This is a genomic window from Streptococcus sp. WB01_FAA12 (assembly GCF_012843315.1).
Lineage (GTDB): Bacteria > Bacillota > Bacilli > Lactobacillales > Streptococcaceae > Streptococcus.
This window is the reverse complement of sequence record NZ_JABAEX010000003.1, coordinates 21128-34331: the sequence shown is the minus strand read 5'-3', so window position 1 is coordinate 34331 and position 13204 is coordinate 21128. Positions and strand designations below refer to the sequence as shown.

At 44.5% G+C, this 13204-nt stretch carries 9 protein-coding genes; all 9 read right to left on the bottom strand.

Annotated features, from left to right (window positions below; translation table 11 throughout):
- Positions 1-101: 101 nt before the first annotated feature.
- Positions 102-1436 carry an aminopeptidase C gene (gene pepC, locus HF881_RS05335; protein ID WP_000991669.1) on the bottom strand — a complete coding sequence of 445 codons (1335 nt, stop codon included), beginning with the start codon at positions 1434-1436 and terminating at the stop codon, positions 102-104.
- A gap of 110 nt (positions 1437-1546) precedes the next feature.
- The gene (locus HF881_RS05330) at positions 1547-2269 is read right to left on the bottom strand and encodes a pseudouridine synthase (protein ID WP_169446733.1); all 723 of its coding nucleotides are present in this window, start codon (positions 2267-2269) and stop codon (positions 1547-1549) included.
- A 73-nt stretch (positions 2270-2342) separates the two neighbouring features.
- Positions 2343-2573, bottom strand: coding sequence for a GlsB/YeaQ/YmgE family stress response membrane protein (locus HF881_RS05325; RefSeq protein WP_169446732.1), 231 nt, complete (start codon positions 2571-2573; stop codon positions 2343-2345).
- 9 nt (positions 2574-2582) lie between these two features.
- Complete coding sequence (locus tag HF881_RS05320) at positions 2583-3824, bottom strand: aminopeptidase (RefSeq protein WP_169446731.1); 1242 nt, start codon at positions 3822-3824, stop codon at positions 2583-2585.
- A gap of 21 nt (positions 3825-3845) precedes the next feature.
- Positions 3846-3998 carry a hypothetical protein gene (locus HF881_RS05315; protein ID WP_000776617.1) on the bottom strand — a complete coding sequence of 51 codons (153 nt, stop codon included), beginning with the start codon at positions 3996-3998 and terminating at the stop codon, positions 3846-3848.
- A 20-nt stretch (positions 3999-4018) separates the two neighbouring features.
- Positions 4019-8410, bottom strand: a complete 4392-nt coding sequence (locus HF881_RS05310; RefSeq protein WP_169446730.1) for a PolC-type DNA polymerase III — start codon at positions 8408-8410, stop codon at positions 4019-4021.
- 187 nt (positions 8411-8597) lie between these two features.
- Positions 8598-9977, bottom strand: a complete 1380-nt coding sequence (locus HF881_RS05305; protein ID WP_000911356.1) for a glycoside hydrolase family 1 protein — start codon at positions 9975-9977, stop codon at positions 8598-8600.
- A gap of 98 nt (positions 9978-10075) precedes the next feature.
- Positions 10076-11929, bottom strand: coding sequence for a proline--tRNA ligase (locus tag HF881_RS05300; RefSeq protein WP_169446729.1), 1854 nt, complete (start codon positions 11927-11929; stop codon positions 10076-10078).
- Positions 11930-11945: 16 nt separating this feature from the next.
- A complete protein-coding gene (gene rseP / locus HF881_RS05295; protein ID WP_169446728.1) occupies positions 11946-13202 on the bottom strand; it encodes an RIP metalloprotease RseP in 1257 nt (418 codons plus the stop codon).
- Positions 13203-13204 lie beyond the last annotated feature (2 nt).

Below are 13204 nucleotides of genomic sequence, written 5' to 3'. Positions count from 1 at the left end.
CTCAAAATAAGGAGAACTCACTTAGCAAGCAGCATCTATCGCCACTTTCAAAAGGATTTAAAAAAGAGGCTAGGATTCCCCTAACCTCTTTTCTTTATGCTTTATTCTGCCAAGGCACCCATTGGATCCCATGGTGCAAGTACGATTGGTTCTGCTTCATAAGCAGCCCGTTCTTCTGCTGTCAGCAATTCCTTACGGACAACGATTTGGTAAGTGTATTCATCCATCCAAGCATCTGAGGCAACGAAGTAACCATCTGTACCGACCTTGTCTCCCCATGAGTTTTCAACCTTCCACTTGGTTGACTTGCCATTTTCATCCAAATCCACACCTGTCAAGACCATGGCGTGGGTCATCAAACTTTCGCTGTAGTCCAAACGTCCAGCCTTGTCTTGAGTGAGTTGAATATCCATGCTTGATTCAAAGTCATAAACATCTGTCGCAAGGATTCCAGCTTTGCGGTTGCTGAGCTGGCCGACATCTGAACCAAACCAAACAGTTTCTCCTGTTTGCATTTGGGCAATCGCCAATTCTTTCAAGCGTTCCATTGGAACGTTGATGTAGCGAACTGCACGGCTACCGACGACATTTCCCAACATCTCAACTGTATAAGATTTGCCGTAAGGCTTGTCAGCAGTTGGAGCATTGATAACAGAAACGTAGTCTTCTAGAGGAAGATTAACATATTTCTTGTAAAATTCTTGTGGTGTGATACCCTTTTCACTTTGGTAATTATCATCCTTATCACGATAAGCAAAGTCAAATTTACGTGGTGGAAGTCCTAAAGACATTCCAAGGAAGTTAAAGATTTCTTGCAAGAGGTCTTCTTTCTTTGTTTGAACAGTCGCTTGGTCTGCACCAGAAGCAAGCAAGTCACGCAAGATTTGAGCATCTTGACGAAGCAATTTATTAAGGATGGCATTGAGCTCACGGCTGCTGCTAGATGAAACAGACTCAGGATAAACAGACTTAGGAACGACACCGTATTTCTCAAAGAGGGAAACGACCATATCCCATTGACCACCATCTTGTTGAGGAGTTTGGAGTAGGAAGCTAACCTTGCGACTCGTCAATTCTTGGTCTGCAGTCGCAATGACTTGCTCCAAGAACCAGTTGGATTTCTCGTACTTGTCCCAGAAGAATGTGTGAGCTTGTGACAATTCAAAGTTTTCAAGCTTGTATTGAGAGATGAGTTTGTGGCGGAAGGTGTTGAGAGCTGCAAACATCCAGCAACGACCAGAGGCTTTCTGATTGGTTACCTTGTCCTTGGTCAAATCCAATGAGAAAACAGGTGTATTGTCTACATGGCTTTGGCGACGCTCTAGGGCTGCAAAAATTCCATTGTGGCTGGCAGCATTTTCGATCGCTTGGTATTTGACATTTGCTTCATAGTTGGCAAATAGTTTATCTGTAAATGATTCTTGAATCGCGTTCATAGATTCCTCCTTTTATTCTACTGTCTATTATAACTCTTTTCACAAAGGAAGCAACTGAAAAACGAAAAAGGCAGGGATATTCTCCCTCACCTTTTCTAACATAATCCAAACTAAGCAATACTAGCAAGAAGCTCCTCTAACTCCTCCTTGGTCAGACGACGCCATTCTCCTCGTTGCAAGTTCTCATCCAAGACCAGAGTTCCCATAGTCAAACGTTGTAGGTCCACCACTTCCTTGCCACAGTAGGATACCATACGCTTGACCTGATGGAACTTCCCTTCAGCAATGGTTACACGAACCAAACTTTGATTCTTTTCTGTATCGATAGAAACAATCTCCAGCTTAGCTGGCTGGCAGGTAAAGTCCTTAAGCGGAATGCCCTTGGCAAATGTCTCCACATCTTCTTGGGTCATAATTCCCTCGACTTGTGCCAGATAAGTCTTATCCACATGACGTTTAGGCGAAAGAAGAGCATGGGCCAGCTGACCATCATTGGTCAAGAGCAGGAGACCATGTGTATCGATATCCAAGCGACCCACTGGAAAAACCTCCTTGGCACGTCCATAGTCGTCCAACAAATCCAGAACTGTTCTATGCTTGGGATCCTCAGTCGCTGAAATGACTCCTTGGGGCTTGTTCATCATGTAGTAAACAAACTCCTCGTACTCTAACACTTGGTCATCAAAGCGAATCTCATCTCTTTCTTCATTTATTTGCAGTTTTGCTGATTTTTCTTTTTTACCATTTACCGTCACACGCCCAGCCTTGAGCAAATTTTTGACCTCAGTCCGACTTCCCACAGCGCAGGCAACTAAAAATTTATCTAATCTCATAAACCTATTATATCATACTCAAAAGGAGGCTGGCCAAAGTGACCAACCTCCTTTTTTCTAATTTTTCAAGAAACTAACTTCCTCTTTCCCAGAAGATAGCTAAGACAATCATGGCACCGAGAACTGCTGGGATAATAGCTGTTCCTGCTAGGATTGGTCCCCAAGTTCCAAAGAGCAAGTGGCCCAGAAAGGCACCAATCCAGCCGAGAAACATTTTCCCTAAGCATCCCATACTCTCTCCACGATTGGTCAAAGCACCTGCCAAGAGCCCCACTAGGAGACCAACAAACATACTTCCAAGCATCGTTACTCCTTAAATTGCCCAGTCTCCATTACGGAAGAGGGGTACGCGTGTTCCATCCTCACGGATACCATCGATATCCATTTGGCTAGAACCAATCATAAAGTCAACGTGAACATCTGAACGGTTAAGTCCCACAGCTTCAAGCTCTTCTTCACTCATCTCTGCACCACCAACAACGCTGGTCGCATAGGCTGCACCGATAGCCAAGTGGTTTGAAGCATTCTCATCGAAAAGGGTATTAAAGAAGGTAATGCCTGACTGAGAAATTGGACTTGGATCTGGTACCAAGGCACATTCACCCAAGGCACGCGCTCCAGCATTTTCAAAGACAAGATCTTTCATAACCTGATCACCCTTCTCAGCAGTGATATCTACGATTTGTCCATCCTTAAAGGTCACTTTAATCCCTTCGATGATATTTCCGTTGTAGCTAAGCGGTTTTGTAGAGGTTACATAACCATCTGCACGACGGAAGTCAGGCGCTGTGAAGATCTCCTCTGTCGGCATATTTGGCAAGAAACCTTCGCCCTGTGCATTGACAGCACCAGCTGATTCCCAAACATGGTTCTTTGGCAAACCAAGTGTCAAATCTGTTCCTGGCGCTGTGTAGTGAAGGGCTGAAAATTGCTCTTTATTGAGCATATCTGCCTTGCTCTTGAGGATAGCAGCGTGTTCTTCCCAAGCTTTAACGGGATCTTCTTCGTAGACACGGCAAGTTTTGAAGATTTGGTCCCAAAGGAGATCGACTGCTTCTTCGTCACTTGCTGCATTTGGGAAGACTTTCTTAGCCCACTCGAGTCCAGCAGCAGCAGCCACTGTCCAGCTAACCTTGTTGGACTGAGTTGCGATACGCATTGGCTTCATGGCAAGTCCCATAGCTTTAGCAGAAGCTGAAAGCTTATCAGCATCCACTCCGTTCAAGGCACCTGGATCAGATGAGCGAACTCCAAGACGACTAGCCTTGTTCTCCAAGAGATAGTTCATCTCAGCAATCTTGTATTCTGGTACATTGTTCAAACGCTCTATCGGCGCGTGGAGGAATTTCTCACGGTTGATCACATCATCAGTCCACTGAACGATAACCTCATGCGCACCAAGTGCGTAGGCTTCTTTAACGATCAAGTGAGCCAGCTCGCGTTGCTCCACATCGATAGAGAGGGCTAAAGTGTGCCCAGGTTGCACATTGATTCCGTTCGCAACCAACAATTTCGCATATTTTTCTAGATTTTCTTTAAAATTTGGTAAAACCATGTTGTTTTCTCTTTTCTATTTTTATTTTTCTTTCAAAGCAGAGAATAATCCTGCTAAAGCAATAGCACCTGACAAGAGCGCTGTTGATAGGATAATTGTTTCATCTGCCAGCTCTAACTGATAGTCAAAGACCTTTTCAGCAGGTTTGTCTTCCGCAAAAATTCTTAGTTTCATTTTACTATTCCTCATCTCCTTTAAAACAACTCATCAAATAAACTCAACTGGTTATCCTCTGGCATATTGCCGAGAACCCCCATCTCATCCATCTTTTCAACCAAAGTTGAGGAAAGTCCACCGCGTTTGCGGAGTTCTGTTTTAGAGAGGAATTCTCCCTCTTGGCGCGCGCGCACCAATTGTTTAGCAACGTTCTCTCCCAGACCATCCATAGCGACAAACGGTGGGATGAGAGTGTCCCCATCGATGATGAATTCGGTCGCATCACTACGGTATAGATCTAGCTTGCCAAACTTGAAACCACGTTCCCACATCTCATTGACAATCTCAAGAGTGGTATAGAGGTCAATTTCCACATTAGAGGCTTCATTGTTCTTCCGTTTTTCAGCGATTTCTGCCATTCTGCGCTTGATGGCATCCAAACCCGCACCCATGGTCTTGATATCAAAAGCCTTGGCGCGGATAGAGAAGTAAGCACAGTAGTAATAAATCGGATGATGAACCTTGAAGTAGGCCACGCGCAAGGCCATCATAACATAGGCTGCCGCATGGGCTTTAGGGAACATGTACTTGATTTTTCCACAAGATTCGATATACCACTCTGGAACCTTATTGGCCTTCATGGCTTCGATGTAGCCATTTCGTTCCTCTTCGGAAATCTTGAGCCATAAACCCTTACGTACACGCTCCATGATGGTAAAGGCCATCTTTGGTTCGAGACCAGCATGCATGAGGTAAACCATGATGTCGTCCCGACAACCGATAACGGTTGATAGGTCAGCAATTCCTTGCTTGATCAGATCCTGGGCATTTCCCAACCAGACATCAGTACCATGGGACAGACCTGAGAGCTGAAGCAATTCCGCAAAGGTTGTCGGATGGGTTTCATCGACCATCCCACGTACGAAATTGGTTCCAAACTCTGGTATTCCCAGCATGCCTGTCGGAGTACCGATTTGCTCAGGTGTCACACCTAAAACTTCCGTTCCAGAAAAGAGTGCCATCACACCTTCGTCATCCATAGGAATTTCATTAGGATCAATCCCAGACAAGTCCTGAAGTTTTCGAATCATGGTCGGATCATCATGACCCAGTACATCGAGTTTAAGGACGTTCTCATCGATATCGTGGAAGTTAAAGTGAGTCGTCTGCCATTCAGCCGTCACGTCATCTGCTGGATACTGGACAGGCGTAAAATCGTAGACGTCCATGTAGTTAGGAATAACAACGATTCCCCCCGGGTGTTGACCAGTCGTCCGTTTGACACCAGCCGCACCTTGAGCGAGGCGTTCCACCTCTGCATCACGATAAAACTTCCCATAGTCCCGCTCGTAACCCTTGACAAAGCCATAGGCCGTCTTGGCAGCCACCGTACCAACCGTTCCTGCACGGAAGGCATATTCCTCACCAAAGATATCACGGACATCCAAATGGGCGCTAGGCTGGTCTTCACCCGAGAAGTTCAAGTCAATATCGGGAACCTTGTCCCCATCAAAACCAAGGAAGGTCTCGAAAGGAATATCCTGTCCATTTTTGCTAAGTTTATGACCACACTTTGGACAGTCCTTGTTGGGCATATCAAAACCTGAACCATAAGAACCATCGGTGATAAACTCACTGTACTGACACTGACCACAGACATAGTGAGGAGAGAGAGGATTAACCTCCGTAATTCCGATCATAGTCGCAACAAAACTGGACCCAACAGACCCACGAGAACCAACCAAGTAGCCCCGTTCATTGGAACGTTGCACCAGCATCTGCGATGCCAGATAAATCACGGCAAATCCATTCCCCAGAATAGAAGTCAATTCTTTTTCAATCCGCAAATCAACAATATCTGGCAGCGGATTTCCATAAATTTCAAAAGCTTTCTTATAGGTTAGCTCAGCGACCGTTTCTTCCGCCTTGTCGATGAAAGGCGTGTACAAGTCACCCTTAACAACCTCAACAGGCTCAAAAATTTCTGCCAAGGCATTGGTGTTTTCAATAACCAGTTTACGAGCCAGTTCCTCGCCCAAAAAGGCAAATTCATCCAACATCTCATTGGTTGTTCGAAAATGAGCTTTCGGAAGAGGAGCTGGTTGGGCATGTTCACCATGACCGATGGTTCGGTTAATCATAGCCCCCTGGCCCAAACTACGGACGATAATTTCACGGTAAATCTCTTCTTCCGGTTCGATATAGTGAACATTTCCCGTAGCCAGAACAGGCTTGCCAAGACGGTCTCCAACCTCTATCAAACTCTTGATAATGGTCTGGAGTTCCTCCATATCCTTGACCTGCTCCTTAGCAATTAATGGCGCATAGATGGCAGGTGGCATGACCTCGATAAAGTCATAATACTTGGCCACCTCAATCGCCGCATCCACACCTTGGGAAACAACCGCGTCAAAAACTTCACCCTCCGAGCAAGCTGAGCCTAAAATCAAACCTTCCCGATGGGCATCTAGAACCGTTCTAGGAATCCGTGGCACTCCTTCAAAGTACTTAGTATTGGACAAAGAAACCAGTTTAAAGATATTTTTTAGACCTACCTGATTCTTGACATAAATCGTCGCATGCTTGATCCGAGCTTTTTTATAAGAGTCTGGACTGATTAGATCAATATTTAACCTAGCCAAATCCTTCACACCATGTTTGTCTGCTACATCCTTGATAAAGATAAAGAGCAAACGACCAGTAGCTTCCGCATCGTAGTTGGCCATGTGGTGGTGCTCCAGAGCCACTCCAAAGCGCTTGGTCAAAGGGCCCAAACCATGACGTTTATACTCAGGATAGAGGTTTCTGGCAAACTCTAGCGTATCAATGACTGGCTGGCTAATCTTAGGCAAACCATGACGCTCATAATTGGCATTCATAAAGCCAACGTCAAAGGTCGCATTGTGGGCGACTAGGACCGTATCCTTGCAGAATTCTTGGAATTCTTGCAAAACTTGTTCCAGTGGTTTAGCATTTTTGACATGATCATCTGTAATTCCAGTCAACTCAGTAGTAAAAGCTGACAAGGGATGCCCAGGATTGATAAATTCATCAAATTCGGCAATAACATTCCCCTTGTACATCTTAGAAGCCGCAACCTGAATCAGGTCATTATAGATAGCTGAAAGTCCTGTCGTTTCCACGTCAAAAACTACATAGGTCGCTTCTGACAAGTCCATCTCCACTTCGTTGTAAACGATAGGAACTCGATCTTCAACAATATTAGCTTCCATTCCATAAATCAGCTGGATTCCCGCTTTCTTGGCTGCCTTATAGCCATGTGGGAAGGACTGGACATTTCCATGGTCGGTGATGGCAACCGCCTTGTGTCCCCACTTAGCAGCTGTCGCAACGATCTCCTCTACCTCTGGCAGAGCATCCATAGTCGACATATTAGTATGAGCATGAAACTCAACCCGACGCTCACCTTCTGGCATTAAATCCTTCCGCTCATAGTGAACAACTTCCTGCACATCCTGCACGTTCATGGTCAAATCGCGTGTGAAGTTATTCATCTCCACATTCCCACGAACTCGGAGCCAAGAATTTTTCTTAATGATGTCAAACTTCTGAGCTTCTTCTTCATTCTTAACCCATTTTTGCATAGAGAAACTTGAACTATAGTCCGTCATCTTAAAGTTAATCAAGACACGACCTGTTCTGGTCACTTTATGCTCGACATCAAAGACTACCCCTTCAAAGACCAAACGATTTTCCTCAGTTGTCACATCGATCATCTGGGTAACTTCAGCCTTATCTAATTTTGGCTTAGCTGCAGCCTTTTTCGCTTGAAAATCAAAAGCTGTTTTCTCTTCTACTGGAGGAGGGGCCATTTGTTCTAGTTGTTCCATAGCCCGCAAAGCTTCTTCGTTGGCAGCTTGAACGATCTGCTCATTCTCCGTATGGAAAGCTTCCTCCTGCTCTTGTGTAAGGGCATCATTCTTTTCTATCTGGCAAACAAAAACAGGGAAACCAAATTTCTCAAGTTGCTTTGCTAAGTTAGGAAGATGATTCTTCTTAAAGTGTTCCTTATCAATCGCCTCTGAACCTTCAATAAAGAGTTGATTACCCTCCGCACGAACTTGCAGATTCTGATAAAGAGATTTGAACCCTTGGCTAGCACACGGACCTTCAGAAAAAGCCTCCTTATAGTAGGCCTGCAAGAGTTCATTAGAAAATTCTTGAGAAAGAGCCTTGATTTCAAAAACAGCTTGATTGCCTGTCTTAGAAAATTCCTCACTCAACCCCTTCTTTAACTCTAGAAAAATTTCGATAGGTAAAATTTTAGAAAATACAAAATGAAATTCCCATACCTTACTAATTTTATGAACCACGACACGCTCAATGCTTGCATCAACGAGAGCAGGATCCTGTCTTAGCTGATCAGAGATTCCTAGTTGATTCATTAAAATTTCAAACTTACTTGACATTCATTTTCCTCACATTATTCTCTTACTATTTTACCATAATTAAAGAAAATATATAGCCAGTACCATTTTCCTTGCGATTTAGATGGAAAGGTTTTATCATACTTGTAGTAGATAAAACTATACTGATCCGTAGTCACATATTAAAAAGTGAGATGACATCTCACTTGGCATCTCACTCTTTTTATTCTTAAAATCCATTATGGTCGCTGAGTTCCTTGAACCAGTGGCCTGATTTTTTCAAGCGGCGTTCCTGTGTTTCCAAGTCAAGCTCAACCAGACCATAGCGGTTTTTATAGCTGTTGAGCCATGACCAGCAGTCAATAAAGGTCCAGATTAAGTAACCTTTACAGTTAGCACCATCTTCGATGGCACGATGGAGTTCACGCAGATGACCTTTGACAAAGTCAATACGATAGTCGTCTTGAATCATGCCATTCTCACGGAATTTATCTTCACCTTCAACACCCATGCCATTCTCTGTCAGCATCCATTCGATATTGTCATAATTTTCTTTGATATTTTGGGCAATATCATAAATCCCTTGCTCGTAGATTTCCCAACCACGGTGGGGATTGATCTTACGACCTGGCATGACGTAAGGCTCATAGAAATGTTCAGGCAGAAGCGGGCTGTCAGGATGCTTAGCAAAACGTGGGGCCATGACACGCAAAGGCTGGTAATAGTTGACTCCAAGAAAGTCCACAGTATGTTGACGAATAAGCTCCAACTCCTCAGCTGTATACTCTGGCAGCAAATCATGCTCAGACAAAATTTCCACCAATTCCTCTGGATAAGTCCCCAAGACAGATGGATCTAGGAAAGACTGCGCTTGAAAGAGATCCGCAATACGAGCAGCCTTGACATCCGCTGGATGCTGGCTACGTGGATAAGCTGGCGTCAGGTTGAGGACAATCCCAATCTTAGAATCAGGCAAAATCTCGTGACAAGCCTTCACCGCAAGACTACTAGCCAGTTGCGTATGATAGGCTACCTGAACCGCTGCTTTGGCATCTACCTTATGAGGATAATGGGCATCATAGAAATAGCCAAACTCTACAGGAACGATGGGCTCATTAAAGGTAATCCATTGGTCTACCAAATCACCGTAAGTCTCAAAACAAAAACGAGCATAGTCTTCATAAGCCTTGGTGGTTGCCTTATTTTCCCAACCATCCCCAGCTTCTTGAAGGGCAAAAGGAAGGTCAAAGTGATAGAGATTGACTAAGAGACGAATACCCTTGGCCTTAATAGCCTCAAAAACCTGACGGTAGAAAGTCACCCCTTGCGGATTGACCTCTCCACGGCCCTGTGGGAAAATACGAGACCACTGGATAGAAGTTCGGAAGGCTGTATGCCCAGTCTCTACCAAAAGCTCAATATCCTTTTCCCAGTTCTCATAGAAGGTCGATGTTTTATCAGGTCCAATCCCATTGTAGTAGCGATTGGGTTCCACCTGATACCAATAATCCCAGAGATTATCTCCCTTGCCATCACCTGGCACTCGTCCTTCTGTCTGTGGTCCAGAAGTGGAGGAACCCCAAACAAAATCCTTTGGAAATTTTAGCATACTTATACCTCTTCGTTTACTCATTTTCCCCATTATATAGAAAAAACAAGGTAAAAACTAGTTACATTTTTGCCTTGTTTTTCTTCTGATTATAGTTTTTATTTCTTGCTGAGGATTTCAAGCGTTTCAAGCAAGTTGTCTGCGTGAACTTCGATTGTGTCACCAGTCGCCTTGATCTTAACTTCTACGATACCATCAGCTGCTTTCTTTCCTACAGTGATACGGATTGGAAGACCAATCAAGTCGCTATCGCTGAATTTAACCCCGACACGTTCGTTACGGTCATCTGTCAAGACTTCGTAACCAGCGTCCATCAAGTTGACTTCCAATTTTTCTGTCAAGGCTTGCGCTTCTTCATCTTTAACATTGACAGTAATCAAATGCACATCAAATGGCGCCAATTCTTTAGGGAAGTTAACTCCCCAAGCGTAACGGTATTCACCTTTTGGTGTTTTATTGACAAAGAGGCGAGCGTGTTGCTCCATAACTGCTGAGAGGAGACGACTAACACCGATACCGTAGCAACCCATGATGATTGGGATCGCACGACCATTTTCGTCCAAGACATCCGCACCCATACTTGCTGAGTAGCGAGTGCCGAGTTTGAAGATGTGACCAATCTCGATACCACGGGCAAAGTTAAGGACACCTTGTCCGTCTGGAGAGATTTCACCCTCACGAACTACACGGATATCCACATATTCTGCAGTAAAGTCGCGGCCAGAATTCACACCAGTCAAGTGGTAGCCATCTTCGTTAGCACCCACAACAGCATTGCGACTATCTTGTACCTTCCGATCAGCGATGATTTTAACATTCTCTGGCAAACCAACTGGACCAAGCGAACCAAAGCCTGCTGGGATGACACTTGCGACTTCTTCCTCGCTAGCAACGTCAAAGAAATCTGCACCCAAGTGATTTTTCAACTTAACTTCGTTAAGTTGGTCATTTCCAACTAGAAGAGCTGCAACAAGCTCTCCATCAGCCATGTAGAAGAGAGTTTTAATCGTTTGCTCTTCTGGCACGTTTAGGAAGGTAGCCACTTCATCGATGGATTTAACACCTGGAGTTGCAACACGAGTCACTTCTTCTTCAGTAACGACACGGTTGCTTGGTTTGTACTCGTTTGTTGCCATTTCCAAGTTAGCCGCATAGCCAGACTCACTTGAGTAGGCAATAGTGTCTTCACCAGAAACCATCCATTTAAGCAATTCTGCCTTGATTTCTTCTTGCACTTCTGCAGGAATTTCATCAAATGATGCAACTGACTTGTCCAAAACAACCCAGCGGTCAAGGTCTGTACGAGCAGGAGTGATGGCCATAAATTCTTGGCTGTCCTTACCACCCATAGCTCCACCGTCACCGATGATAGCCTTGAAGTCCAAGCCACTGCGAGTGAAGATGCGTTCATAGGCCGCCTTGTACTCGTCATAAGTCACATCCAAACTATCATAATTAGCATGGAAACTATAGCCGTCTTTCATGATAAATTCACGCGTACGGAGAAGGCCGTTACGTGGACGTTTTTCATCACGGTATTTCGGTTGGATTTGGTAAAGGTTAAGTGGCAATTGCTTGTAGGACTTGACAGAGTCACGAACAATAACTGTAAAAGTCTCTTCGTGTGTCGGACCTAGGATAAAGTCTGATTTTTCACGGTTTTTCAGTTTATAAAGGTCTTCACCATAGGTTTCATAACGGCCTGATTCACGCCAAAGATCGGCACTGAGAAGGGCAGGCGCCAACATTTCCACAGCACCAATCTTATCAAACTCTTGGCGCATGATGTTCTTAGCCTTTTCAATCACACGGTTAGCAAGTGGGAGGTAAGAATAAACACCAGCAGAAACTTGGCGAACATAACCAGCACGCAACATAAGGGCGTGGCTGATAACTTGAGCATCGCTTGGCATTTCGCGAAGCGTAGGGATTAGCATTTTACTTTGTTTCATAATATTCCTCGATTATCTAAAAGAAGAGTCGCATAATGTCATTCCAGGTCACAGCTAGCATCAAGACAACCATGATAACTACACCAGCCATGGTGACATAGGTTTCAATTTCTTGTTTAAGGGGTTTACGGCGGATAGCCTCTAGGATATTGAGCACAATCTTTCCACCATCCAAGGCCGGGATAGGAATCAAGTTAAAAATTCCAATATTGATGGAAACCATGGCTAGGAAGTAGAGGACATTCTCAATTCCATTTTTAGCAGCATCGCTACTTGCCTTAAAAATGGCAACGGGACCGCCGAGTTTGTTCAAATCTGGATGGAAAATCAAGTTTTTCAGAGCTGAAAGGATACGGAGCCCCGAGTCAGCAGCAGTTGTAAATCCACCAACAAACATAGATAGAAAGTCTGACTTGATCCCCGGTTGAACTCCGATAATATAACGTCCTTGATTTTCTTCTGGAGTCACAGTGACTTGTTTTTCGCTACCATTTTCAGAAATGGTCACATCCAAGGTCGGGGCAGTCTTATCCTTGGTATCTGCTTCCACAGCTTGAATCAAGTCTTGCCAATTCTTAACTTCGTGGGAGCCGACCTTGGTGATTTGAGCTGTCTCAGCTAGGCCCACCTTAGCCAAAGCACCTTGCGGCATGACATGAAAGAGATTGGTCTGAGTGTCTCTAACACCACCCTGCAAAAAGATCAGAATCCAAAAAACAACAACACCTAAGATAAAGTTATTCATGGGACCTGCAAAGTTGGTGATGAGCTTGCCCCAGATAGAAGCATTTTGGTACTGTACATCCAGAGGAGCGATACGCACTTCGGTTCCATCCGCCTCAACAACTGTTGCATCGTGATCCACTGCAAAGATCTTTTCTTCTTCCAAGACCAAGCCTTTAATGAAGAGCTTGTCTTCAAAGTCAAACTGGGTTACCTGCATAGGGAGAGCTGTTTGATCCAGTTTCTTCCCAGATAGATTGATCCGTTTGACCTTACCATCGTCGGCAAGTGTTAAACTGACTGGAGTTCCTGTCTTGATCTCCGTCGCATCATCACCCCAGCCTGCCATACGAACATAGCCTCCTAGAGGAAGGATCCGAATGGTATAAGCAGTGCCGTCCTTACCGATATGGGAAAAAATCTTGGGCCCCATACCAATGGCAAACTCACGAACTAAAATGCCTGATTTCTTGGCAAAATAAAAATGTCCAAACTCATGCACCACCACGATAATCCCAAAAACCAGGATAAAGGTTAGCAATCCAATCATTC

Excerpts from the sequence above, each read along its gene's own strand:
- HF881_RS05330 (WP_169446733.1), bottom strand. The coding sequence starts at position 2,269 with ATGAGATTAGATAAATTTTTAGTTGCCTGCGCTGTGGGAAGTCGGACT.
- HF881_RS05310 (WP_169446730.1), bottom strand. The coding sequence starts at position 8,410 with ATGTCAAGTAAGTTTGAAATTTTAATGAATCAACTAGGAATCTCTGAT.
- rseP (WP_169446728.1), bottom strand. The coding sequence starts at position 13,202 with ATGATTGGATTGCTAACCTTTATCCTGGTTTTTGGGATTATCGTGGTG.
- HF881_RS05315 (WP_000776617.1), bottom strand. The coding sequence starts at position 3,998 with ATGAAACTAAGAATTTTTGCGGAAGACAAACCTGCTGAAAAGGTCTTT.
- HF881_RS05305 (WP_000911356.1), bottom strand. The coding sequence starts at position 9,977 with ATGCTAAAATTTCCAAAGGATTTTGTTTGGGGTTCCTCCACTTCTGGA.
- pepC (WP_000991669.1), bottom strand. The coding sequence starts at position 1,436 with ATGAACGCGATTCAAGAATCATTTACAGATAAACTATTTGCCAACTAT.
- HF881_RS05325 (WP_169446732.1), bottom strand. The coding sequence starts at position 2,573 with ATGCTTGGAAGTATGTTTGTTGGTCTCCTAGTGGGGCTCTTGGCAGGT.
- HF881_RS05300 (WP_169446729.1), bottom strand. The coding sequence starts at position 11,929 with ATGAAACAAAGTAAAATGCTAATCCCTACGCTTCGCGAAATGCCAAGC.
- HF881_RS05320 (WP_169446731.1), bottom strand. The coding sequence starts at position 3,824 with ATGGTTTTACCAAATTTTAAAGAAAATCTAGAAAAATATGCGAAATTG.